Origin of the sequence: Nocardia sp. NPDC004168 (genome assembly GCF_040610355.1) — a bacterium.
Classification (GTDB): Bacteria; Actinomycetota; Actinomycetes; order Mycobacteriales; family Mycobacteriaceae; genus Nocardia; species Nocardia sichangensis.
On the sequence record NZ_JBEXME010000002.1, the window covers coordinates 300,524 to 324,632 of the forward strand.

Consider the following 24,109-nt stretch of genomic DNA (forward strand, 5'->3'; position numbering starts at 1 on the left):
GATGCTCGGTGAGCCAACGGGAGTGGATCGAAAAGGACTTCTACAAGGAGCTGGGTATTTCCTCCGGCGCCTCGCAGGACGAGATCAAGAAGGCCTATCGCAAGCTCGCCAGGGACTTGCATCCGGACGCCAACCCCGGTGACACCAAAGCCGAGGAGCGGTTCAAGGCCGTCAGCGAGGCGCACGCCGTGCTGTCGGATCCGGCCAAGCGCAAGGAGTACGACGACACCCGCAAGCTCTTCGCGGGTGGCGGCTACGGTCGCGGTGGCTTCGGCGGCGGTACCGGTGGCGGCTTCTCGCAGGAGTTCAACCTCGGGGACATCTTCGGCGGCGCCGCCGGTGCCGCCGACGGTGGCCTCGGCGACCTGCTCGGCGGTCTGTTCAACCGGGGCGGCACGCGGTCGTCGAGCCGCCCCAGGCGCGGGGCCGACGTGGAGACCGAGACGACGCTCGGTTTCCGGGAAGCGGCCCAGGGCGTCACGGTCCCGCTGCGGATGACCAGCCCCTCGCCGTGCACGACGTGTCACGGCAGCGGCGCCAAACCGGGCACGAGTCCGCGAGTCTGCCCGATCTGCAACGGGACCGGCATCGTCAGCCGCAACCAGGGCGCGTTCGGCTTCAGCGAGCCGTGCGACGAGTGCCGGGGCAGCGGGTCGATCATCGACGACCCGTGCCTCGACTGCCAGGGCAGCGGCATCCAGAACCGCACGCGCACCATCACGGTGCGGATTCCTCCCGGAGTCGGTGACGGTCAACGGATCCGGCTGGCCGGTCAGGGCGAGGCGGGGCTGCGCGGGGCGCCCTCGGGCGACCTGTATGTCACCGTCCACGTCAGCCAGGACAAGGTCTTCGGCCGCAACGGCGACGACCTGACCCTGGTTCTGCCGGTCAGTTACAGTGAATTGGTCCTCGGTACAACGGTTTCGGTGCCCACTCTGGACGGCCGGGTCGGCGTCAAGGTGCCTCCGGGTACCGCCGACGGCCGCACCTTGCGGGTGCGCGGCCGTGGCGTGCCCAAGCGCGGCGGCGGCGCGGGCGACCTACTGGTAACGGTGAAGGTCGCGATTCCGCAGAAGCTGGACAACGACGCCGTCGAGGCGCTGAAGCGCTACCAGGAGGCGGAACGGGCCGGCGGCTTCGACCCACGTGCGGGATGGGCAGGTGCGTGATGTCCTCCGAACCGAAGAACGCGTCCGGCGGGTCGCGGGCCGAGTTCTTCATGATCTCGGTCGCGGCCCAGCTGGCCGGCATGCACGCGCAGACGCTGCGCACGTATGACCGTCTGGGACTGGTCACGCCGCAACGTACTTCGGGCGGTGGTCGGCGCTACTCGGCCCGGGACGTGGAGCTGCTGCGCGAGGTGCAGCGGCTGTCCCAGGACGAGGGCGTCAACCTGGCGGGCATCAAGCGCATCATCGAACTGACCAATCAGGTGGAGGAACTGCGCCAGCAGGTCGCGGAACTGTCGGCCGAGCTGGAGCGGACGCGGGCGGCGTACCGTCCGGATCTCGCTCCGCAGCAGCGCAGTACCGCGCTGGTCGTCTGGCAGCCGCGGCATCGTCGTGAGGACGGTCAGCGCAGACGATAACCGGCACGACGACGGCCCCGGCCTCGGTCGCACATCGCGATCCGGCGCCGGGGCCGTCGTCGTGCGCGGGCATTGTCACAAATATTTGCTGAAGATAAACCAGAACATGTTCGGCGGAAGTGATGCGGCATCATCTATTTCGTTGTCGAATCAACTGGACCTTTTCACCATAGATCAGTTTACGTAACCGGTTCGGCCTACCCGATTCGATCCACCTCGGATGGACGCCATGTTGCCCTGAAGTCGCTAGAACAGACCAATCGGGACGTAATTCCACAAGAGGGCCTTACCAATTCGGTATGCACACGACTGATTTTGTGCCGAATCCCCGGTCTTGCAGTCGGTTTCTCTGGCGTGTCGCCCTGGGTATCCTCGTTTCGACGAAATTGAGCGCGGTATGTTCCTTCGAAAGATTCCGTTGCTGGCAAACCTCGCCTACACTCCTTGCCATCGGCTGCTGTCGAGTGGCCCCGCAGCACCTCACTCGCCGGCATGGTTCGTGAACGAGTGCGAAATGGGGTTGTGAGACCAATGGATTCACGCACTGTCGCTTTGATCAGAACTACGTTCAAGGCGGTTGCTGCGGAGGATGGGGGGCCGGAGAAACTGGCGAGATCGTTCTACGCGATCTTGTTCACCGACTACCCGCACGTCCGCGATTTCTTTCCCGCCGCGATGGACTCCCAGCGCGACCGGCTGGTCAAGGCGATCTCCTATGCACTGGATCGGTTGGAGGAGCCCGACAAGCTGCTGCCCTTCCTGGCTCAGCTCGGCAGGGACCACCGCAAATACGGCGTGCAGCCCGCGCACTACGCCGCCGTCGCCACCGCGCTGAAGAACGCCGTGAAGGTGTTCGCGGGCACCGAGATGTGGACCGACGAGGTGGACCGCGCCTGGGACGAGGGCCTGCAGATCATCTCCGACACCATGATCGGCGCGGCGGAGAAGGAGACCACGCCGTCGGTGTGGACCGGCACGGTGATCGAGCGCCGCGAGGTGCTGCGCAACCTGGTCGTCGTCCGGCTGCAACTGGATCAGCCGATGCGCTATGCCGCGGGCCAGTACTTGAGCGTGCAGGTTCCGTCGCGGCCGCGCATGTGGCGCTATCTCTCGCCCGCCGTGCCGGCGAATGCCAACGGTGAGATCGAGTTCCACGTCCGCAGCGTGCTCGGCGGCTGGGTCAGCTCGGCCATCGTCGGCCAGACTGTCGTCGGCGACCAATGGCTGCTCGGCTCGCCACTCGGCGGCCTCGGCGTTCCGCGCAACGCCAAACGCAAGATGCTGATGGTCGGCTGCGGCACCGGAATCGCGCCGCTGCGCGCGCAGCTGATGTCGATGGCGATGCGGCGGACCAATCCGAAGGTGCATCTGTTTGTCGGCGGCCACCACCCCTGCGACCTCTACGACCTGGAGACCCTGAGCAAGCTGGCGATGGCCAACCGCTGGCTCACGGTCACGCCGGTGAGCGAGCACGACGAAAACCCCTGGTGGTACCCGGAACCGGAGGAGCCGCGCACCACCTGGCCGGGCCTGGAACCCCGCGTCACCGGCCAGATCGGCAAGGTCGTCGCCAGTTTCGGCGCATGGTCCGACCGCGACGTGCAGATCGTCGGCTCACCCTCGATGGTGCAGACCACCAAGTTCCGACTCATGGCAGCCGGAACCCTGGCGAAGAACATCCGCCACGACCCGTTGTATTAGTCCGGCGCCTGCGGCGCCGGGTGTTCGCGGGCTGTGTTGTTCGGCCGCGCCTTCGGCGCGAACGGCGGATGCTCGGTCTCGCTTCGCTCGAAAGACGTGGTTGCGGTGCGCCGGGCGCGTCAGGTGATGACCGCGCTCCCAGGGGCTCGCCGTTGTTGCAGCCTCGGGATATCCGATGGTGGCAATACCACGGCTGCTGTATCGATCTGCTGATCGGTCAGAGCCCCTCGAACTGGATTCGCTCCGGCGGAGTTCCGGTTTCGAGGAGGCGGTCGACCGTGGTTTGGACCATGGCCGGGGAGCCGCAGACGAGTACTTGGTGTTCGAGGAAAGCGCCGTGGGAGCCGAGGACTTCGGCGAGGGTGCCGTAGAGCAGGTCGTCGGGTGCGAAGCCGATGTCGACGCGGGACTGCTCGTACCAGTCGTCGACCCAGCTCGGATCCTCCGGGTTCTCCACCACCGGAATCACCGTGAGCCAAGGCAATTCGGCGGCCAGCAGGTAGAGCATGTCCGAGGCGTACAGGTCGCGGGGGGAACGCCCCCCGACGAAGAGGTAGGTGGGCGGCGGCGACGGCTTGCGCGCCAGCTCGAGGATCTGAGCGCGCATGGGCGCCAATCCCGTACCGCCCGCGATCATCACCACCTCGTCGCCGTCGGGGTCGACCCAGAACCCGCCTGCCGGAGCGCCGATCCGCCACTCGTCGCCCGGCTGGGTGTCGGCGACGATCGCGGCGCTGCACCAGCCGCCGGGCACCGTGCGCACGTGGAACTCCAGTTTGCCGTCCAGGGACGGCGGCAGCGCGGGGGACAGCCTGCGGCGCACGCCGGGATGCTGCGGCACCCGGACTTCGACCGACTGTCCGGCGGCGAACGGCACGAACTCTCCGATCAGGCGGATCACCGCGAGATCGTGTCGCAGGCGATGATGGCCGACCACGGTCGAAGTCCACTCCGGCGCCTGATGACCATTGCCGAGCATGCTCGGATCCCCCAACGGGGCCTCCTTCTTACACAGGGTCGCAGCTGATGTTCTGCTCCGGCGTGCCGACCGCGATGAGCGCGCGCCGGGTGTCCGCGATCATCCGGGCCGAGCCGGCGATCTGGATCTGCCGGTCTTCCCACGCGCCGAAGCTCGCGACCACGGCGCCAAGGTTACCGATCAGGCGCCGGTGCATGCCGTACGGTGCGTCCTGCGGCGGATGCGGGTACCACCACGGGTTGGTCTTCTGCTCGCACACCGGAACGATGGTCAGCCACGGGTTGCTCTGCGAGAGCTGCCACATGTTCTCCACGTCGTACAGGTCGCAGGGATAGCGGCCGCCGATGAAGAAGTGCACTCGCGGGTTGATGCCGCGCTGGCCCATTTCGATCAGCTGGGCGCGCAGCGGGGCGATGCCGGTGCCCGCGCCGATCATGAGCACGTCGCGGCCGCTGTCCCGGTCGACGTGCAGTCCGCCGAGCGGGCCCGCGATCCGCCATCGGTCGCCGACCCTGGTCTCGTTGACGATCGCGGGGCTCACCCAGCCGCCGCGGATCTTGCGCACGTGGAACTCGATCTCGCCGTACGGGTTGGACGGGATGGCGGGAGAGAAATAGCGCCACATCTTGGGCCGCTGCGGAATGGTGACCGGCACGTACTGCCCGGCCTGGTAGGGCACCGGCCCATCGGACTGCAGGCGCACGATGGCCAGGTCCTCCAGCACGCGGCGATGGCCGACCACGGTGGCCTCCCACACCGGCTGCGACTTGTCGGAGTTGGCGCCGATGGCCATGGACGCGGAGATCAGGATGGTGATGTCGCGCCAGCCCTCCTCCAGGCTCCGATTCCACGCCGCGCCGTTGTAGACGCGGAACGCCGCCAGCAGCGCACGGCCCGCTATGTCGTAGTGCGCGGCCTCCACGCCGTACTTGCGATGGTCGCGAGCGAGTTGCTCCAGGAACTTCTGCGCGCGGTCCCAGTCCTCCAGGTGATCGAGGACGTACTGGATGGCCGTGGCGATCCGTTTGGCCTGCATCTCCATGGCGGGTGGGAACAATTCGCGCAACCGTGGGTTCTCGGCGAACAAATGTCCGTAGAACGCACTGACCAACCGCTCGGGTCCATTCGGCGACTCGATCACCGAACGAAAATTGGCGCGGACCAGCGCAGCCGAACGCGCATCCACGACGTGGAGCTTCCTTTCCCTCAGTTCTGCCCGGGGACATACCCGTTACCGGCGGTCTCCCGCCGACAAGTATCCCCGAAAATGCCGTGGTCGTGTGGGTATAAAGCGAACCTTCGCCTTCGCTGCGGCCACGCCCGTGCTGGAGACGGACTACGTCCGGCTGCGCCCGTTGGTGCCGTGCGACCCGGGCAAACGGTAATCGGTGGGCAAACGGCGGATGCCGCTGACCCGTCGGGTACCGCCGTCGTGGGTGGGCCGGGCCGGATTTCCGCGTCGATGCGGGACCGGAGGATGCCGTTTCCGGCCGGTCAGGTTCCGGCGCCGGTACGCACCGCAGGCACGACCTGCTCGGTATAACGACGGATCTGCTCGACCGGTTCCCCCTCGGTCGGCCAGAAGACGAAACCGTCGATCCGCTGGTCACGGTGCAGGGCGAGCAGGTCGTCGACCCAGCGCTGGGGCGGGCCCTCCAGGAAGCCGCGATCGGACCCGTCCGCGGTGATGGTGCCCGATACGTTCAGCACCCGCCGCACCGTCAGCGGATCCCGGCCCGCCGCCGCGGCGGCGGCATCGATCCGCTCGCCCGCTTCGGCGAGGAACTCCGGCGGCGCCCACGCGGCGGACGGCACCCAGCCGTCGGCGGCGCGTCCGGTGAGCTCGAGCATGCGCGGCCCGCGCGAACCGAGCCAGATGCCGGGCTCGTGCCGCGGCCGGGGGCCTGGATGCGCGCCCGCCAGGGAGTAGAAGGCGCCGGGCACCCGGACCGATCGCTCGTCGCTCCACAAGGCGCGGATCACCGCGATCGCCTCGGCCAGGGCGCGTACCGCCTCGCCGCCGGTTCGGCGCGGTCCGCCCATCCCGGCGACGGCGTCCCAGAACGCGCCCGCGCCGAGACCGAGCTGGATCCGGCCGTCGCTGATGATGTCGAGCGAGGCCACCGCCTTCGCGAGCAACGCGGGGTTGCGCAGCGGCAGGTTCGCCACGTCGGGGAAGAAGGTGATCCGCTCGGTGCGCGCGACGAGAGCGGTGATCAGCGTCCAGGTGTCCAGGAAACGGCGCTGGTAGGGATGGTCCTGGATCCCGATCAGGTCGAGCCCGGACACGTCGGCGTACACGCTCAGCTCGGCGAGCCTGCGGAAGTCGTCGGCCTCCGGGATCAGGAACAGACCGAATTGGGGCGGTCGAGTGCTCGTCACACACCTCCTGGTGGTCTCGCGGGACGCCCGACCCCGGCGTGGCGGGCCGGTATCGCTCAGATGGCGAGCACGGTCTTGCCGCGTGCGCCGGGCGCTCCGATGACCGCCGGTCCCTCCGCGAGCGGGACGGTCGCGTCGATCGGCACGACCACGTCACCGGCGGCGACGCGCTGGATCAGCCGTGCCAGCTCCGGCGCTTTCCCCTTGGATTCGATGTTGCCCCCTTTCAGCGACCGTGCGCGCAGCGCGTCCTCGTCAGCCGCGAAGGTGGTGGAGTAGACGGTGCCGCCGTCGCGGACCAGCGTGGTCAGCTCCGCCAGCGCCTCGGGCGGGCTCACCAGATCGAACAGCACGTCGATGCCGTCCGGATGCGCGGCGGCGACCTGGTCGCGCACCGGTCCCGCGGTGTAGTCCACCGTCTCGGCCGCGCCCAAGCGGGTCATCTGATCGGCGGAGTCGCCGCGTGCCGTGGCGATGACGTGCGCGCCGGCGATATTGGCCAGCTGCACCAAGAAGGAGCCGACGCCGCCGGTCGCGCCCACGATCAGCACGGTCTGGCCCGGGTGGATGTGGGTGGCGTCCACGAGGTCCTGCGCGGTCACCCCGGCCGTCGGCAGCGCGGCGGCGGCGACGGTGGTCACGCCCGGCGGGATCGGCACCAGCGTGCCGCCCTCAGGGAGCACCGCGTACTCGGCGAAACTGCCGTGGCCCACCGGCGGTGTGAGGAACTTGCCGACCACCCGGTCGCCGATGGCGAACCGGCTGACGCCCGCGCCGATCGTGGCGACCGTGCCCGCCCCGTCGACTCCGAGGATCAGCGGAAAGTCGTGCGGCAGTTTGCCTTCCAGGAGGCCGGAGGCCACCTTCCGGTCGAAGGGATTCACCCCGGCCGCCTGGAGTTGGACCCGCACGGATCCGGGGCCCGGCTCGGGCATCGGCATCTCGGCCAGTTCCGGCGTCGCTCCGAACTTCCGTACCACGATCGCGCGCATCCATTCGCTCCTTGAGTCGGGGTGAAGAGTGCTGCAACAACTGACGGCCGAGGTCATCGTAGGCATCCGAAGGTCGCCGACGTGCGGAATCATCGCATCGGCGGTGTCGCGGGGCGTCGCTTTCGCCGGTGCCGGGGCGTAGCGTTCGACACGATCCGGCGGCATCGGAGCGGCGTGGCGAAGAATCTGAAACTTGAGCGGAACAGACTCAACCTTTCGGACGTTGGACGGGTAGGAACGGCGCCGAGCCGAAGGCGGAGCGGGACGAAGCGACGGCTTCGGCCGGGCGAACACGCTCGGCGCCGTACGAATCGACTCGACTAGTAGGAAGGTGACTCGTGGACTCGTTCAATCCCACCACCAAGACCCAGGCCGCACTGACCGCCGCCCTGCAGGCGGCCTCCGCCGCGGGCAACCCGGAGATTCGTCCGGCGCACTTGCTGGTGGCGTTGCTGGACCAGACCGACGGCATCGCCGCGCCCTTGCTGAAGGCCGTCGGAACGGATCCGGCGGTCGTGCGCAACGAGGCACAGGCCATCGTGGACCGGCTGCCGCAGGCGACCGGCGCCACCACCACACCGCAGCTGGGCCGCGAGGCGCTCGCCGCGATCACCGCGGCGCAGCGCCTGGCCACCGAACTCGGCGACGAATACGTCTCCACCGAGCACGTGATGGTCGGTCTCGCCCAAGGCGACTCCGACGTGACGATGCTGCTCACCAAGTACGGCGCCACCGCCGACGCGCTGCGTGCGGCGTTCACCGCGGTGCGTGGCAGCGCCCGGGTGACCAGCCCCGATCCGGAGGGCAGCTACCAGGCGCTGGAGAAGTACTCCACCGACCTCACCGACGCCGCCCGCCACGGCAAACTCGACCCGGTCATCGGCCGGGACACCGAGATCCGCCGGGTGGTACAGGTTTTGAGCCGTCGCACCAAGAACAACCCGGTGCTGATCGGCGAGCCGGGTGTCGGCAAGACGGCCATCGTCGAGGGGCTCGCCCAGCGCATCGTGGCGGGCGACGTCCCGGAGTCGCTGCGCGGCAAGTCCGTCGTGGCGCTCGACCTCGGCGCGATGGTCGCGGGCGCGAAGTACCGCGGCGAGTTCGAGGAGCGGCTCAAGGCCGTGCTTGAGGACATCAAGAACAGCGCGGGCCAGATCATCACGTTCATCGACGAGCTGCACACCATCGTCGGCGCGGGCGCCACCGGTGAATCGGCGATGGACGCGGGCAACATGATCAAGCCGATGCTGGCCCGCGGCGAGCTGCGCCTGGTCGGCGCGACCACGCTGGAGGAATACCGCCAGCACATCGAGAAGGACGCCGCCCTGGAGCGGCGCTTCCAGCAGGTGCTGGTCGGCGAGCCGTCGGTGGAGGACACCATCGGCATCCTGCGCGGCATCAAGGATCGCTACGAGGTGCACCACGGTGTGCGCATCACCGACTCCGCGCTGGTCGCCGCGGCTACGCTGTCGGACCGCTACATCACCTCCCGGTTCCTGCCGGACAAGGCGATCGACCTGGTAGACGAGTCGGCCTCGCGGTTGCGCATGGAGATCGACTCCCGCCCGGTGGAGATCGACGAGGTGGAGCGCGCGGTGCGCCGCCTGGAAATCGAGGAGGTCGCCCTCGCCAAGGAGACCGACGAGGCCTCCAAGCAGCGGCTGGAGAAGCTGCGCGCCGAACTCGCCGACGACCGGGAGAAGCTCAATCAGCTGACCACCCGTTGGCAGAACGAGAAGAGTGCGATCGACCAGGTGCGCACGCTCAAGGAGCAACTGGAAGCGCTGCGCGGCGAATCCGAACGCGCCGAGCGCGACGGTGATCTGGGCAAGGCGGCCGAACTGCGCTACGGCCGGATCCCCGCGCTGGAGAAGCAGCTCGCTCAGGCCGAGCAGTCCTCGGCCACCGCGGGCGACGGCGAGGTGATGCTCAAGGAAGAAGTCGGCCCGGACGACATCGCCGAGGTGGTGTCGTCGTGGACCGGCATTCCGGTGGGCCGGATGCTGGAAGGCGAGACCCAGAAGCTGCTGCGCATGGAGGAGGAGCTGGGTCGCCGCGTGGTCGGTCAGACCGAGGCGGTGCAGGCGGTGTCCGACGCGGTGCGCCGGGCGCGCGCGGGTGTCGCCGATCCGAATCGCCCCACCGGCTCGTTCATGTTCGTCGGCCCGACCGGCGTCGGCAAGACGGAGCTGGCGAAAGCGTTGGCGGACTTCCTGTTCGACGACGAGCGCGCCATGGTCCGCATCGACATGAGCGAGTACAGCGAGAAGCACTCGGTGGCCCGGCTGGTCGGCGCCCCGCCCGGCTACGTCGGTTACGACCAGGGCGGCCAGCTCACCGAGGCGGTGCGGCGCAGGCCCTACACGGTGGTGCTGTTCGACGAGATCGAGAAGGCGCACCCGGACGTGTTCGACATCCTGCTCCAGGTGCTCGACGAGGGCAGGCTCACCGACGGCCAAGGCCGCACGGTGGACTTCCGCAACACCATCCTCATCCTCACCTCGAACCTGGGTGCGGGTGGTGACCAGGAGTTCGTCATGAACGCGGTGCGTTCGGCCTTCAAGCCGGAGTTCCTCAACCGCCTCGACGACGTGGTCATGTTCCACGCGCTCGACGAGGAGCAGTTGGAGCAGATCGTCGACATACAGCTCGATCAGCTGCAGAAGCGCCTGGCGCAACGCAGGCTGAAGCTGGAGGTCAGCGATTCGGCTCGGTTCTGGCTCGCCGTGCGCGGTTACGACCCCTCCTATGGCGCTCGTCCGTTGCGCAGGCTGATCCAGCAGGCCATCGGCGACTCCCTCGCCAAGGAGTTGCTCGCGGGCGAGGTCACCGACGGCGACAGCGTCAAGGTGGCCGTCAGCCCCGACGGGGACGGTCTGATCGTCGGAAGGTGATGAGCGAGCAAGCGGCCCCGCGCGTGCGGGGCCGCTTACCCTGGAAGCCATGACCAACCCGAACGATCCCTGGGGACAGCGGCCGGAGGATGCACCGACCGAGCACCTGGGTCCGCCGGGCAAGTCCGGCTACGGGGGCCCGGCGCACACCACGGCGTATCCCGACGCGTACGGCGCCGGCGCTCCGTCGGAATATCCCCCGACGGAGCAGTACGGATCCTGGGGCCCACCCCCGACGAACGCGACGCGCGCGTTCCCGTCCTACGACTCCCAGTGGGCCGCCTATCCGGACACCGCTCCGGGTGCGGCGGGGCCGCCCGGCGGCGCGATGCCGCCTGCCGGGGGAGTGCCGCAGGGACCACCACCGCAGCCGCCGCGGCGCAACACCGGTCTGTGGATCGCCCTCGGCATCGGCGTCGTGTTGCTCATCGGTGCGATCGGGGTGGTCTCGGGCGTGCTGCTTGGCGCAAGCGATTCCGGCTCGGCCGACACCGCGGCGGCACCGACGACGCGCGTCACCACGAGACCGGCGCCGGGAACCAGGAACGCCCAGCCGACCCCACCGAGCGGGTTGCCCAGCGTGCCCGGCCTCGGCGATGCCGACGGGCTCGGCGCGACCATGGGCACCATCACCGCGAACGACGGGGGCACCCTGACGGTGAGTTCGGTGATGGGCAACACCATCACGGTGCGCACGGACGCCAAGACGCAGGTGATCGCCTTGTCGGGCACGAAAGTATCCGATCTCGCCACCGGTGAGCTGGTGCTGATCCAGGGCGACAAGGCCGCGGACGGATCGATCCAGGCGAAGGTCATCATCGGTACCTCGCTGCCCGGCGGCGGACGATGAGCCGCGCCGGGCGCGGCCCGCGCGAAGCGCCGGGGGTAATGACGGACCATGTCCGGCCGGGACCATTAGGCTAGGCGTCGATGACGGCAATGTGGTTCGGGTTGGCGGCGATCGCGCTCGTGGGTGCGATCGTGCTGCTGTATTTCGATCGGCTCCAGCGTCAGCGGACCGGTCACGCGCGACAGGTGTGGGCGAAGTCGCAGGGCTATACCTATGTGTCCGTGGAACCCGCGCTGCCGTCCACGTGGCGGCGGGGCGCGCTGACCAAACTGGGCTATCTCTCCGCGGTCGACGTGGTCTCCGGCATCCGCAAGGGCGAGAAGTTCGTGCTGTTCGACTTGGAGGACTCCGCGACGCTGGTCGCGGTCCGCCGCCAGATCGGTTCGGACATCGACGTGGACATGCGGCTGAAGACGGCCGCGCCGCCCAAGGACCACGATCTGGAACTGCTCGGCGCCATCGGTGATCGCGTGGTGTTCGCGACCAATCCCGAAATCGCCAGGCATGCGGTCGATCAGCGCATGGTCGCGTTCATCGAGAATCTTCCGGACTCCGTACAGATGCTCTGGAGCGAGGGCAACTGGACGCTGGGCATGCTGCTGGTCGGCACCACCCCGAAGGACTGGGAAGGCGCGATCGACGCGGTGCTGCGCCTGTCCGGCCTGCTGCACGTGCTGCCACCGGTCAGCGAGCCGCACTTCGACGACGGCGGCCCCGAGCCGGGCCGCTCCCGGCCTCGCGAGCGTCAGCGGGGCGAGAACGTCCGGGGCCCCGAGGACGACGCGGGCGACCGTGCGCGCCCGGAGGCCGAAGGCGACGAGCGGTCCGATGAAGACTCCCACGCCGGCGAGCGAGCCGAGGAGCGGGGATCGGAACCGGCGCGCCGCCCGTCGCTGGCCGTCGTGCCGAACACCCGCGCCCGCGTGCGCGAGGACGACGGGCCTCGGTCACATGAGGAACGCGACGAGCGCGCCGAGGGCCGGGCCGACTCCGAGTCGCGGCAGCGGCCCGCCGACCCGCCCGGTGGACCGTTCCATCCCGGCTTCCGCCCCTACCAGGGACCCGTGCCGAAGTGACCGGCCGCGCGCCCACCGCGGTCGGACCCGAGCGACTGCCATCGATCGCGCCGTCATGACCGAGCATCCCCGGCTGCCCGGCGCCACCCGCCCGGTGGCTTTGATCACCGGACCGACCTCGGGTATCGGCCGCGGTTACGCGACCCGGCTGGCCTCCCTCGGCTACGACTTGGTGCTGGCCGCCAGGGACGAGCAGCGGCTCACCGCCCTCGCGACCGAGATGGAACACCACTTCGGTACCCGCTCGGAGCTGCTCGTCGCCGACCTGGCCGGGGCCGAGGATCGCGAGCGGGTCGCGGCGCGGCTGGCCGACGGCGTCGAATTCCTGGTGAACAACGCCGGTTTCGCGCGGTCAGGGGAGTTCTGGACATTGCCGCCCGAGCAGTTGCAGGCGCAACTGGACGTCAACGTCACCTCCGTGGTGCGGCTCACCAGGGCCGCGCTGCCGCCGATGATCGCGGCGGCCAACGGCTGCGTCGTCAACGTGGCCAGCGTGGCGGGCCTGATTCCCGGACGAGGGTCGACGTACTCGGCGTCCAAGGCATACGTCGTATCCTTCACGGAAGGGTTGGCAGGCGGATTGGCCGGGACCGGAGTCCGGGTCCAAGCCCTGTGCCCGGGATTCGTCCGCACGGAATTCCACCAGCGAGCAGGCATCGAGATGTCCTCGCTGCCGAAAGCGTTGTGGCTGAGCGTCGACCAGGTAGTCGCCGGCTCACTGCGTGATCTGGAGAAGGGCCGGGTGCTCAGCGTGCCCGGTGTGCAGTACAAAGCGCTCACCACCGTCGCCGGAATGATCCCGCGAACCCTGGGGGCCCGGCTCAATCGCGGGCTGTTCAACGCACGCGGAAGGACTTGACATGATCGACGTGATTACCAACGACAGGGACCGGCTGGCCGCGCTGGTACGCGAGCTCGCCGTCGTGCACGGCCGGGTGACCCTGTCCTCGGGCAAAGAGGCCGACTACTACGTCGACCTGCGCCGCGCGACGCTGCACCACGGCGCGGGCCCGCTGATCGGCAAGCTGCTGCGCGAACTCGTCGCGGACTGGGACTTCGACGCCGTCGGCGGCCTGACCATGGGCGCGGACCCGGTGGCGCTGGCCGTGCTGCACGCGCCCGGCCGCCCGATCGACGCCTTCGTGGTGCGCAAGGCCGCGAAGTCGCACGGCATGCAGCGCCAGATCGAAGGCCCCGATGTCGTGGGCAAGCGGGTGCTGGTCGTGGAGGACACCACGACGACCGGCAATTCGCCCCTGACCGCGGTGCGCGCGTTGCGCGCTGCGGGCGCTACCGTGGTCGGCGTCGCCACCGTCGTCGACCGGGAAACCGGCGCCGACCAGGTGATTGCCGCGGAAGGTCTGGAGTACCGGTCGATCCTCGGCTTGAAGGATCTCGCCCTGGGATAGCCTGGAAGAGGTGTAAGTCTTCGAAGGTGAAGGGTCGTGTGAGTCTCCAGTGGTGAGCATTGCAGTCAACAGGAGCCGCGAGAACGTCGCGATGCTCGGAATCGGCGCTTACCGACCCGAACGCCTGGTCAGCAACGCGGAGGTCTGCGAGGTCCTGGATTCCACCGACGAGTGGATCTTCGAGCGCACCGGCGTCCGCAACCGGCGCTGGATCAGCGGTGACGAGACGCTCCGGTCGATCGCGGCGGCGGCGGGCGAGCGCGCGATCGTCAACAGCGGCGTCGACCGGTCGAAGATCGGCGCCGTGATCCTGGCCACCTCCAGCTGGCTGACCCTCACCCCGCACGGCGCGCCGCAGGTGGCCTATGACATCGGCATGAACGGCGTCCCCGCTTTCGACCTGACCTCCGGCTGCGGCGGCTTCGGATACGGCCTCGGCGTGGCCGCCGACATGATCCGATCCGGTTCCGCCGAGTACGTCCTGCTCATCGGCGCCGAGACGATGACCGTCGGACTCGACCCCACCGACCGCGGCACCGCGATGATCTTCGGTGACGGCGCGGGCGCGGTCGTGGTCGGCCCGAGCGACGAGAACGGCATCTCGCCGACCGTGTGGGGCAGCGACGGCGAGAACGCCGCAGCGATCATGCAGGACATCGATTTCCTCGAGTACATGCAGCGCGCTCAGGCCATGCAGGGGCTCGACCCGGCGGTGGATCCGGTCGGCCGGATGTCGCTGCGGATGGAGGGCCCCCGCGTCTTCCGCTGGGCCGCGGTCACCCTGCCGCGCGCGCTGTCCACCGCGCTCGAGGTCTCCGGCGTGGCCAAGGAGGACATCGAGGTCTTCGTCCCGCATCAGGCCAATGCCCGGATCAACGAGCTGATGAAGAAGAATCTCGGGCTGGCCGACGAGATCCCGATGGCCAACGACATCGAGAACACCGGAAACACCTCCGCCGCGTCCATTCCGCTCGCGATCGAGGAAATGCTGGTCACCGGCAAGGCCAAGGGCGGGCAGACGGCGTTGCTGCTCGGCTTCGGCGCGGGGCTGAGTTACGCGGGACAAGTCGTCACGCTGCCGCCCGCGCCCGCCGAGCCGAGCTTCTGACCATGCGGCCGTTCCGAGCCGGATATCTCGCGGCGGCGGCGCTCACCGTCTTCGGCGCCGTCACCGGGCGGGAGAAGGCGCAGTGGATCGCGAAGCCGCTGCTGATGCCGCTGCTCGCGGCGGACGTGGCCACCGAAGGCCGAGAGCTGCCGTCCACCGAGCGCACGGTGCTGATCGGGTCGCTGGGCGCGGCCACGGTCGGCGACATCCTGCTCATCGATCCGGACGACGATCGCAGGCTGATCGCGGGCGCCTCGTCGTTCGCGGTGATGCAGGCCGGATACTCCACGCTGTGGTGGCGGATGGGTGGCAGGCCCGCCGCCGGGGTGGCCGTACCGCGGGTGGCCGCCTGGCTGGGTGCGGCCGGGTTGCTGCGGAAGAAGGCCCCTTCGGTGGCCGCGCCGCTGACCGCGTACGGCGTCACCTTGGGTACCGCGGCCGTGCTCGCGTCGGACCCTGCGCTGGCGCCCGCCACGAAAAACATTGCGGGAGTGAACATTCCCGGTACCGATCCGCGCAGCCGCCTCGGCATCGGAGCGCTGCTGTTCACCGTCTCGGACGGGCTGATCGTGCTGCGGCGGTTGTTCGCGCGCGGCGAGCGGACCCGGCGGGTGGCCGAAGGCGTGATCCTGGCGACCTACGCGGCCGCGCAGTACCTGCTCGCCGATCCGAAAGCGCACGTGAAGCCGGTGCTCACAGCACCAGAATGATGCGATCCCGGTTCGCCGGGTCGACGCGGATGGAGAGGATCTCGCCGACCGCGAGCCGGGGTTTGTCGGCCGGGGTGGCGTCGAAAACCACAGTGCCGCGGTAACTCTCGGAGCCCGGTACGGTCAGTTCCAGATCCAGCTCGGTGAGCTCCGTGTAATGGTCGGTGCGCTCGAGTGGGTGCACGCCCTCGACGGTCGCCCAGCCTTCCAGCCCGTGCCGCCACAAGCGGCGATCCGCCTTGGACGGCCGTCCGGCGAGCATCATCCCGATGCCGACGCACGAACCGAACAACCCGACCAACGCCACGATCTGATACGGCACCGTCCCCGGCGGCGTCCGATGCACCACCCACCCCAACCACAGCGCCAGCAGGATCAGATACCCGGCGGTCACCCCGAGCACCGTGCGCAGTATCCGCTCGTGATCCATACCAGCCTCCACCCCGAGTGCCAGACCTCCAGGATAGGCCCGGAACGGGCGGTGGAAAGCGCTATCGGCCCGCTCGGCTGCTGGTCAGCGCGGGGAGGTCGATTGTGATCGGGGTTCCGGCAATGTCGACTGTTACGGTGCCGGATTGTTCGGCGACGAGTTCGTAGTCGCGGCCGATGAGGTGGTAGGCGACAAGGCTTGTGGGTTTGTCGAGGTCGATCAGCCAGTAGTATTCGATACCCGCCTCGGCGTACTCGAAGAATTTCGTCACTCGATCGGTACGTCGTGAACCGGGCGACAGAATCTCCACGGCGAGCAGCACGTCGGCCGCATCATAGCGCGGCAGGTTGGCCTCGATACCAGCTTCGGGCACCACGAGAATGTCCGGAACTCGGATGGTCGGCACCGAGCCTGCGTCGATCACCACTTCGGTATCGGCCAGCACGCCGTGGGTGTCGGGCAGTTGCGGTTCCAACTGCGGGCCCAGCCGCAAGACAGCGCGCTGATGTTGCGACACCGGCTTCGGTGACACGACCAGAACCCCCTCGACAAGCTCGTAATTTCGGCTGCTGTCCTCCGGCAGCGCAATCCAGTCCTCCAGGGTCAGCAGATGATCAGGCCAGTTCACGTCGACGGTCATCGCTTCCTCCCCTCCCCGCACGGATACCGCGTTGGGGCCAGTCTGGCATAACGTGCCGACAAACCACAGCGCCGTCAGCCCTTGAGTCGCAATACCGCCAGGACGCGGCGGTGGTGAGTGTCGGAGGGCGGTAGGTCGAGCTTGAGGAAGATATTGCCGATGTGCTTTTCCACCGCCCGCTCGGTGACGGTCAGCGCGGCGGCGATGGCGCTGTTGGACAGGCCTTGGGCCATCAGCTCGAGCACCTCGCGTTCGCGCGGGGTGAGGCGGGCCAGCGCATCCTGCTGACGTGAGGCGCCCATCAATTGACTCACCACCTCCGGGTCGAGCGCGGTCCCTCCGGTGGCCACGCGGTGCAGCGCGTCCACGAAGTCACGGACGTCGGCGACCCGGTCCTTGAGCAGGTAGCCCACGCCGCTCGCGCCACCGGCCAGCAATTCCGTGGCATAGCGGGTCTCGACCCACTGGGAGAACACCAGTACGCCGGTCATCGGGTATTTGCGGCGCAATTCGATGGCGGCCAGAAGCCCCTCGTCGGTGTAGCTGGGCGGCATCCGCACGTCCACCACGACGACATCGGGGTTATGTGTGCCGACCACGTCGGCGAGAGTGGTCGCGTCGCCGACCATGGCGACCACCTCGTGGCCGCGTTCGGTCAGCAGCCCGGCGAGCCCGTCGCGCAGGATGGCGCTGTCCTCGGCGATCACGAGGCGTAGTCCGTCACTCATCGTGACCCCGCCAGCGGCAGCAGAATCGTCACCACCGTCGGCCCACCGGCCGGGCTGTGCACGGTCAGCGTCCCGTCGACGGTGCGGGCCCGCGCCGCGAGGCCGGACAACCCGCTGCCCGCGCCGAGCGCGCCGTCGACGGGCGTCATCACGCCGCCGATACCGTTGTCCCGCACTGTTACCGCGATCGTCCGCCCGTCACCCGGCAGCGCCGAGACCCACGCGCTGGTGGCCCGCGCGTGCCGCACCACGTTCGTCAGCAATTCGGCCACCGAGAAATACGCGATCGCTTCGATGGCCGGAGTGGGCCGTTCGGGCAGATGCACCCGCAGCTGCACCGGCACCGAGCAGCGCGCCGCCAGCGTCTCCAGCGCCGGTCCGAGCCCCAATTCCAATGCGGGCGGGTGGATTCCGCGCACCAGTTCGCGCAGTTCGGTCAGCGCCTCCTTGGAACCCGCACGCGCCTCGGCGATGAGGTCGCTGGGATCGCCGCCCGCGGCCAGCCGATCCTCCGCACGGCCCAGCGCCATCGCGATGGTGACCAGTCTGGCCTGAGTACCGTCGTGCAGGTCGCGTTCCAGTCTGCGCAGCGTGGCCGCGGAGTCCTCGACGGCGGTGCGCCTGCTCTCCTGCAACTCGGTCACTCGGCGATCGCGGGTCGTCGCGCCGAGCAGCGCGATCGTCAACAGCCCGTGCAACCAGCAGACGCCGCGCAGCAGCCAGGGCAGCGCCAGGCAGCCGAGCGCTCCCACCAGTGCGAACGCCAGCACTTTCGGCCAGCTGTCGAGGTAGAGACCGCCGAACTGGACCATCGACTGGTGCTCGACACCGTTCTCGTCGACATTCGTCGGGCGGATCAGTGCCCATGGGATCGGGGAGAGCGCGGTGAACATGGTCATCGCCACCCCGACGAGCACCAGGTAACCCACCGCGACGCCGAGCACCGCCTGCGCGAGCAGGAACAATGCCGCTCGCCATGCCGCCCGATCGGTGAAGGCGCTGCGGAAGAATCCGATCAGGCCGGACGCGGGTGCGAACGGCGGGGGCGGCGCGACGACGATGCCGAGCAGATCTTTGGCCAGGGCGCGGTAGACCCGGCCCCACAGCCGTCCGCCGAGCAGCACGCCTGCCAGCACCGGCAGGCCGATGACGGTGATCGCGAGATACAGCCCGCCGCCGAAGCCGAGGAACAGGTAGGCGACGGCCAGGCAGCCAAGCACGAAAACGGTGAGAACGTAGACGAGTTCCTTCCAGAACCGGGCGCGCACGGGTGCGAGCAGGACCGATCGAAGGACATGCTCTTCCGGTTCCGGCGCACTGGCCGGCGCGTCGAGCACGAGGGTCGGTTCGGTGTGTGTCTCGGTCATGGAATCCATGGTGGTCGCGGCGATTCCGGGGGTCGATGGAGCCGACCGCCGAAAAAGTGGTGTAGGCAGCCACACCTACTACGATCCTGCTGATGAGCTACCCGCCGCAGCCGCCGCCGTACGGCTATCCAGCCTATGGGGCCTACGGAGTACCGGACCACCCGCAATCCACCACGATCTTGATCCTGGGCATCCTGAGTCTCGTGCTGTGTCAGTTCATCGGACCTTTCGCGTGGGTGATGGGCAAGCGGGCGCTCAACGAGATCGACGCGTCCGGTGGAACCATCGGTGGCCGGGGGAATGTCAACGCGGGATACATCTGCGGCATCATCGCGACCGGGCTGCTGTGCGTGAGCCTGCTGTTCCTGCTGTTGATGTTGGTGCTCGCCCTGGTCGGCGTGTTCGCGGGAAGCTCGTCCGGCTACTGAGCCACGCGTCGCGGGCGCGGTGCCCGGAATTAGCATCATGAAGGTGAGTCACCCAGCGCCGGACGCGGCGGAGCAGGATCTACCCGGCCCGACGGAGTGGGGCGAGCACCCCAACGGCGTCGGTCCGTGGGCGAGCGAGCACGCCGAGCCGCCGCCGGATGATCCGCGTCTCGATCCCGAACTGCTGGCCGGTGGCGACCGCCGCAACGTGGTCGACGCCTACCGCTACTGGAGCCGCGAGGCCATCGTGGCCGATATCGACCGGCGTAGGCACCCGTTCCACGTCGCGATCGAGAATTTCGGGCACGACGCGAACATCGGCACGGTGGTCCGCACGGCGAACGCCTTCGCCGCCGCGGCCGTGCACATCGTCGGGCGTCGGCGCTGGAATCGCCGGGGCGCCATGGTGACCGATCGCTACCAGCACATCCGCCACCACGCCGACATCGGCGAACTGCTGGCGTTCAGCGAGCGCGCGGGCCTGACCGTGGTCGCCGTCGACAACGTGCCGGGTTCGGTGCCGCTGGAGACGGTTACGCTGCCGCGCGCGTGCCTACTGCTGTTCGGCCAGGAAGGCCCCGGTGTCACCGACCATGCCAAGCAGGCCGCCGTGATGACGGTGTCGATCGCGCAGTTCGGCTCGACCCGCAGCATCAACGCGGGCGTGGCCGCCGGGATCGCCATGCACGCCTGGATCCGGCAACACGCCGATCCGGCGACCGCATGGTGAGCGCCGGACCCGCGCACGATCGTCTGAGCTGGCGATCTTCGCCCCCGGAAGCCCACCGGCACGATTCCACATCGCTTTCGTAACAAATCGGGCGCATAAATGCGTTCTGGCCTGGCACCATTGACCCATGACCTCGCGGAGCGACGATATCGAGGTGCCGAGCGTGGAGCACGCCGAGACGGGCTCCGCGGCACCGCGTCCGCCGGCCGGCCGGGCACCGGCGGGCCGGGCACCGGCGGGCCGGGAGGCCGTCGCGCCGGCGACGCTGTGGTCCGAACGGGCCGATATGGCCGAATCGTCGATCATCTCCCGGCATCTGCGCGCGCTGTGGGCGCTCCCCGGCACCGAACTCGGTGTGGTCGGCTGGCCGGCGACCAAGCGGGAGCGAATCTTCGGCGCGTGGCACTACTGGTGGCAGGCGCATCTGATCGAGTGCGCGACCGACGCCGCGAATCGGGCGCCGACTCCGCTGCGCCGCAGGCGAATCGCCGCGCTGGCGCGCTCACACCGCATCCGCAACATCACCGGCTGGACCAACCGTTACTACGACGACATGGCCTGGCTCGCCATCGCGCTGGAACGCGCCGAGCGCACCCAGGGCACCGACGTGCGCAGTGCGCTGGTCGCGCTGGAGAAGCAGCTGCACGACGGCTGGCAGCCGCAGGTCGGCGGCGGTCTGCCCTGGCGCATCGGCTCGGACTACTTCAACGCGCCCGCGAACGGTCCTGCCGCGATCGCGCTGTTGCGCCTCGGGCGCGTCCAACGCGCTCAGGAGATGTCCGACTGGCTGGACGCGACCCTGCGCGATCCGGAGACCGGGTTGATCCTGGATGGCATTCACCTACCCTCCGGCGAGATCGAGCGTCCCGTGTTCAGCTACTGCCAGGGTGTGGCGCTCGGCCTGGAGACCGAGCTCGCCGTGCAGACCGGCGAACCCAGGCACACCGAACGCGTGCACCGGCTGCTCGCGGCCGTCGAGGAACACATGACCACCGACGGTGTGGTCGACGGTGGTGGCGGCGGCGACGGCGGCCTGTTCAACGGCATCCTGGCCCGATACCTGGCGCTGGTCGCGGTGATGCTGCCGGGCGAGGACGCCCAGCAAATCGCCGACCGCCGCGCGGCCGCCGCTATCGTCACCGCGTCCGCCGAGGCGGCGTGGGCGAACCGGCTGCAAGTCGAGGGCGAGCCACTGTTCGGGCACGACTGGAGCAAGCCCGCGCGACTGCCCGGCGGCAGCGCGGGAGCTGGTTACCTCACCTCCGGCGGCTCGGTCACCTCGTCGAAAGTGCCGGGACGCGACATGTCGGTGCAGTTGTCCGGCTGGCTGCTCATGGAGGCGGCCTACCAGGTCAGCGCCGCTGGGCTGTGACCGAGTATCAGCCCTCGGGCTCCAGCACGGCGCTCGGAGCCGTTTCCAGCGCGAAGTCCTCGGCGGGTTGCGACATCTCCTGCCGGTAGTGCCGCACGCCGAGCGCCGTCCCGATGATCAGGCCCACCACCAGCGTGCCGATCACGATCGGCATCAGCCATTGCACGCGCTGCAGGAAGCTGCCCGCGTAGTACCCGATGAGCAACAGCACCGGCGCCCAGACGATCGCGCCGATCGTGCTGGCGACTGTGAACTTGCGGTGGTCCATCCGCGCGGCGCCCGCTACCGAGGGGCACAGGGTGCGCACCCACGGGATCCACCGGGCGATCAGCACCGCGACGAAGCCGTGCCGATGCAGCAGCTCTGCGACGCGTTGCAGGTTGCGGACGTTGATGTATCTGCCGTTCTTCCTGGCCACCAGGTGTCGTCCGGTGCGGTGCCCGATGACGTAGCCGACCTGATTGCCCGCGATGGCCGCGACCATCGCGCCCACCGACAGCGCCCAGACGTGCGTCTCACCCGAGGCGTGCGACGCCATCACGATGCCCGCGGTGATCAGCATCGAGTCACCGGGCAAGAACAGCCCGAGGATCACCGCGCACTCGAGGAAAACGAAGGTCAGCACCACCGTCCAGACGAGCGCGGGGCCCGCCGACAGTAGCGGATCGAAACTGCCCACGGCTAGGGGCGACGATTCCGTCGTCACCGGCTTCAGCGGGTGGACTCGCTGGTCGAGGCGGGCAGCTTCGCCTCGGCCTGCTCTTGCGCCTGCGCATTGCGGCCGAGCAGCTTCTTCGCCACCGCACTGATGCCGGGCAGGATCGACACGAAGACGATGAGCAAGAAGATCGCCTCGACGTGGTCCCGGATGAACGCGACGTTGCCCAGGAAGTAGCCGAGCACCGTGACACCGCCGCCCCACAGCAGCGCGCCGACGATGTCGAACGCGACGAACTTGCGGTAGTCCATCTTGGAGACACCGGCCAGCACCGGCATGAAGGTGCGCACGATCGGCACGAAGCGGGCCAGGATGATCGTCTTCGGCCCGTGCTTTTCGAAGAACTCGTGCGTTTGCGTCACGTAGTGCTTCTTGAAGAAACGGGTGTCCTCTTTGTGGAACAGCGCGGGCCCGATCGCCCGGCCGATCCAATACGCGCACTGGTCTCCCGCGAACGCGACCAGGACGACGGCGGGCACCAGCACCCAGATCGACACCGGCGGATTCGGCTGCGCGGCGAGCAGGCCGCCGGTGAACAGCAGCGAGTCGCCGGGCAGGATCGGGAACAGCAAGCCGGTCTCGATGAAGACGATGACCAGGATGGCCGGCAGCACCGCGTCCTTCAGCCACGTCTCCGTGAGCAGGTGCATCGGATCGAGCAACTCGGTCAACGCGAGGTTGCTCGTCACCGATTCTGTCGCTGCCTGCAGAATCACGTGGCCTCCTGTCCCGATACGGCTGGCCTGCATCGCTTGCCACCGCGTCGGAAGCTGCCAGCGCAAATTACCGGCCCCACAGTACCGGCTCCACCTGAAAAAGCTCGTGCTGTGCGCAAAATTACCGGCGGGTCAACTGCGCACTCCCTCCCTGCATACCAGGCGAAACACCGCTGCCTTAGGGTGAAGGCTGACAAAATAGGTCTTTGCCGCACAACACGGAGGTCTTACAGTGCCCATCGCGACTCCGGAGGTCTACGCCGAGATGCTCGGTCGGGCCAAAGCCAATTCCTTCGCATTCCCGGCCATCAACTGCACGTCGTCGGAGACGATCAACGCGGCCATCAAGGGTTTCGCGGACGCGGGCAGCGACGGCATCATCCAGTTCTCCACCGGCGGCGCGGAATTCGGCTCCGGCCAGGGTGTGAAGGACATGGTCACGGGCGCGGTGGCGCTGGCCGAGTTCGCGCACGTGGTCGCGGCCAGGTACGACGTGACCATCGCGCTGCACACCGACCACTGCCCGAAGGACAAACTGGACTCTTTCGTCCGTCCACTGCTGGCGATCTCCCAGGAGCGGGTCAACGCCGGCCAGAACCCGCTGTTCCAGTCGCACATGTGGGACGGTTCCGCGATTCCGATCGACGAGAACCTCGAGATCGCCAAGGAGCTGTTGAAGGCCACCCACGCCGCGAACATCATTCTCGAGGTCGAGATCGGTGTCGTCGGCGGTGAGGAGGACGGCGTCGAGGCCGAGATCAACGAGAAGCTCTACACCTCGCCGGAGGACTTCCAGAAGACCATCGACGCCCTCGGCGCGGGCGAGAACGGCAAGTACCTGCTCGCGGCCACCTTCGGCAACGTGCACGGCGTGTACAAGCCGGGCAACGTGGTGCTCAAGCCCGAGGTGCTCGCCGAGGGCCAGCGCGTCGCGGCGGCCAAGCTCGGCCTCGGCGCCGACGCGCAGCCGTTCGACTTCGTCTTCCACGGCGGTTCGGGCTCGCTGAAGTCCGAGATCGAGGACTCGCTGCGCTTCGGCGTGGTGAAGATGAACGTCGACACCGACACCCAGTACGCGTTCACCCGGCCGGTCGCCGGGCACATGTTCGCCAACTACGACGGCGTGCTGAAGATCGACGGCGAAGTGGGCAACAAGAAGGCCTACGACCCGCGCAGCTACCTGAAGAAGGCCGAGGCGTCGATGTCGGCGCGTGTGGTGGAGGCGTGCAACGACCTGCACTCGGCCGGACGCTCGATCAGCGCCTGACCCTGATACACCCGTCAGGGGCTT

24 protein-coding genes are annotated in these 24,109 nt (G+C 68.6%); 14 read left to right on the forward strand and 10 right to left on the reverse strand.

The window, feature by feature from the left end; genetic code table 11:
* The first annotated feature begins 8 nt into the window (after positions 1-8).
* The 3 genes from dnaJ to ABZW96_RS05110 all read left to right on the forward strand — a co-directional run bounded on the left by dnaJ (position 9) and on the right by ABZW96_RS05110 (position 3,289).
* Entirely contained in the window at positions 9-1,169 is a 1,161-nt protein-coding gene (gene dnaJ, locus ABZW96_RS05100) for a molecular chaperone DnaJ (RefSeq protein WP_355071496.1), read from the forward strand.
* A complete protein-coding gene (locus tag ABZW96_RS05105; RefSeq protein WP_355071498.1) occupies positions 1,169-1,588 on the forward strand; it encodes a helix-turn-helix transcriptional regulator in 420 nt (139 codons plus the stop codon). The genes dnaJ and ABZW96_RS05105 overlap by 1 nt, the downstream gene beginning before the upstream one ends.
* A 531-nt stretch (positions 1,589-2,119) precedes the next feature.
* Entirely contained in the window at positions 2,120-3,289 is a 1,170-nt protein-coding gene (locus tag ABZW96_RS05110; RefSeq protein ID WP_355071500.1) for an FAD-binding oxidoreductase, read from the forward strand.
* Between the two features lie 217 nt (positions 3,290-3,506).
* Here the strand turns inward: ABZW96_RS05110 and ABZW96_RS05115 are convergent, their stop codons facing one another.
* From ABZW96_RS05115 to ABZW96_RS05130, 4 genes are all read right to left on the reverse strand, one after another.
* Positions 3,507-4,268, reverse strand: a complete 762-nt coding sequence (locus ABZW96_RS05115; RefSeq protein ID WP_355072103.1) for an FAD-binding oxidoreductase — start codon at positions 4,266-4,268, stop codon at positions 3,507-3,509.
* 28 nt (positions 4,269-4,296) lie between these two features.
* Entirely contained in the window at positions 4,297-5,454 is a 1,158-nt protein-coding gene (locus tag ABZW96_RS05120; protein ID WP_039802769.1) for an FAD-binding oxidoreductase, read from the reverse strand.
* A 308-nt stretch (positions 5,455-5,762) separates the two neighbouring features.
* The gene (locus ABZW96_RS05125; protein WP_355071502.1) at positions 5,763-6,650 is read right to left on the reverse strand and encodes an LLM class flavin-dependent oxidoreductase; all 888 of its coding nucleotides are present in this window, start codon (positions 6,648-6,650) and stop codon (positions 5,763-5,765) included.
* Between the two features lie 56 nt (positions 6,651-6,706).
* Complete coding sequence (locus ABZW96_RS05130; protein ID WP_355071503.1) at positions 6,707-7,642, reverse strand: NADP-dependent oxidoreductase; 936 nt, start codon at positions 7,640-7,642, stop codon at positions 6,707-6,709.
* Between the two features lie 338 nt (positions 7,643-7,980).
* On the opposite strand from ABZW96_RS05130, the gene clpB reads away from it, so the two are divergent.
* From clpB to ABZW96_RS05165, 7 genes are all read left to right on the forward strand, one after another.
* Positions 7,981-10,536 (forward strand): ATP-dependent chaperone ClpB, encoded by a 2,556-nt coding sequence (clpB, locus tag ABZW96_RS05135; RefSeq protein ID WP_355071504.1) that lies wholly within the window; start codon positions 7,981-7,983, stop codon positions 10,534-10,536.
* A 49-nt stretch (positions 10,537-10,585) separates the two neighbouring features.
* Positions 10,586-11,386, forward strand: coding sequence for a DUF5666 domain-containing protein (locus ABZW96_RS05140; RefSeq protein ID WP_355071506.1), 801 nt, complete (start codon positions 10,586-10,588; stop codon positions 11,384-11,386).
* A gap of 89 nt (positions 11,387-11,475) precedes the next feature.
* Positions 11,476-12,462: a hypothetical protein gene (locus ABZW96_RS05145; RefSeq protein WP_355072105.1), complete on the forward strand. Its 987-nt coding sequence runs from the start codon at positions 11,476-11,478 to the stop codon at positions 12,460-12,462.
* 55 nt (positions 12,463-12,517) lie between these two features.
* Positions 12,518-13,321 (forward strand): SDR family NAD(P)-dependent oxidoreductase, encoded by an 804-nt coding sequence (locus ABZW96_RS05150; RefSeq protein ID WP_355071508.1) that lies wholly within the window; start codon positions 12,518-12,520, stop codon positions 13,319-13,321.
* A gap of 1 nt (position 13,322) precedes the next feature.
* Positions 13,323-13,871, forward strand: coding sequence for an orotate phosphoribosyltransferase (gene pyrE / locus ABZW96_RS05155; RefSeq protein ID WP_355071509.1), 549 nt, complete (start codon positions 13,323-13,325; stop codon positions 13,869-13,871).
* A gap of 49 nt (positions 13,872-13,920) precedes the next feature.
* Positions 13,921-14,979, forward strand: coding sequence for a beta-ketoacyl-ACP synthase 3 (locus ABZW96_RS05160; protein ID WP_355071511.1), 1,059 nt, complete (start codon positions 13,921-13,923; stop codon positions 14,977-14,979).
* 2 nt (positions 14,980-14,981) lie between these two features.
* Positions 14,982-15,689, forward strand: coding sequence for a lysoplasmalogenase (locus ABZW96_RS05165; protein ID WP_355071513.1), 708 nt, complete (start codon positions 14,982-14,984; stop codon positions 15,687-15,689).
* Here the strand turns inward: ABZW96_RS05165 and ABZW96_RS05170 are convergent.
* From ABZW96_RS05170 to ABZW96_RS05185, 4 genes are all read right to left on the reverse strand, one after another.
* Positions 15,673-16,119, reverse strand: coding sequence for a hypothetical protein (locus tag ABZW96_RS05170; protein WP_355071515.1), 447 nt, complete (start codon positions 16,117-16,119; stop codon positions 15,673-15,675). The two genes, ABZW96_RS05165 and ABZW96_RS05170, sit on opposite strands and share 17 nt — an antisense overlap.
* Before the next feature lie 61 nt (positions 16,120-16,180).
* On the reverse strand, positions 16,181-16,759 hold the full coding sequence (locus ABZW96_RS05175) for a Uma2 family endonuclease (protein ID WP_355071516.1): 579 nt from the start codon (positions 16,757-16,759) through the stop codon (positions 16,181-16,183).
* Between the two features lie 74 nt (positions 16,760-16,833).
* A complete protein-coding gene (locus tag ABZW96_RS05180; protein ID WP_355071518.1) occupies positions 16,834-17,487 on the reverse strand; it encodes a response regulator transcription factor in 654 nt (217 codons plus the stop codon).
* Positions 17,484-18,854, reverse strand: a complete 1,371-nt coding sequence (locus tag ABZW96_RS05185) for a sensor domain-containing protein (protein ID WP_355071519.1) — start codon at positions 18,852-18,854, stop codon at positions 17,484-17,486. Before ABZW96_RS05185 ends, ABZW96_RS05180 begins: the two co-directional genes overlap by 4 nt.
* A 92-nt stretch (positions 18,855-18,946) precedes the next feature.
* Here ABZW96_RS05185 and ABZW96_RS05190 point away from each other — a divergent pair, with 92 nt between their 5' ends.
* The 3 genes from ABZW96_RS05190 to ABZW96_RS05200 all read left to right on the forward strand — a co-directional run bounded on the left by ABZW96_RS05190 (position 18,947) and on the right by ABZW96_RS05200 (position 21,384).
* The gene (locus ABZW96_RS05190) at positions 18,947-19,282 is read left to right on the forward strand and encodes a DUF4190 domain-containing protein (RefSeq protein WP_355071520.1); all 336 of its coding nucleotides are present in this window, start codon (positions 18,947-18,949) and stop codon (positions 19,280-19,282) included.
* 37 nt (positions 19,283-19,319) lie between these two features.
* Positions 19,320-20,012, forward strand: a complete 693-nt coding sequence (locus ABZW96_RS05195; protein WP_355071522.1) for a TrmH family RNA methyltransferase — start codon at positions 19,320-19,322, stop codon at positions 20,010-20,012.
* Positions 20,013-20,298: 286 nt separating this feature from the next.
* Positions 20,299-21,384 (forward strand): glycoside hydrolase family 76 protein, encoded by a 1,086-nt coding sequence (locus ABZW96_RS05200; RefSeq protein WP_355072107.1) that lies wholly within the window; start codon positions 20,299-20,301, stop codon positions 21,382-21,384.
* Positions 21,385-21,391: 7 nt separating this feature from the next.
* Here the strand turns inward: ABZW96_RS05200 and ABZW96_RS05205 are convergent, their stop codons facing one another.
* Both ABZW96_RS05205 and ABZW96_RS05210 read right to left on the reverse strand, forming a co-directional pair.
* Positions 21,392-22,090: a DedA family protein gene (locus ABZW96_RS05205; RefSeq protein ID WP_355071523.1), complete on the reverse strand. Its 699-nt coding sequence runs from the start codon at positions 22,088-22,090 to the stop codon at positions 21,392-21,394.
* A gap of 5 nt (positions 22,091-22,095) precedes the next feature.
* A complete protein-coding gene (locus ABZW96_RS05210) occupies positions 22,096-22,752 on the reverse strand; it encodes a VTT domain-containing protein (RefSeq protein WP_355072109.1) in 657 nt (218 codons plus the stop codon).
* 298 nt (positions 22,753-23,050) lie between these two features.
* Between ABZW96_RS05210 and fbaA the strand changes: the two genes are divergently transcribed.
* Positions 23,051-24,085: a class II fructose-bisphosphate aldolase gene (gene fbaA, locus ABZW96_RS05215; RefSeq protein ID WP_355071525.1), complete on the forward strand. Its 1,035-nt coding sequence runs from the start codon at positions 23,051-23,053 to the stop codon at positions 24,083-24,085.
* Positions 24,086-24,109: the final 24 nt, after the last annotated feature.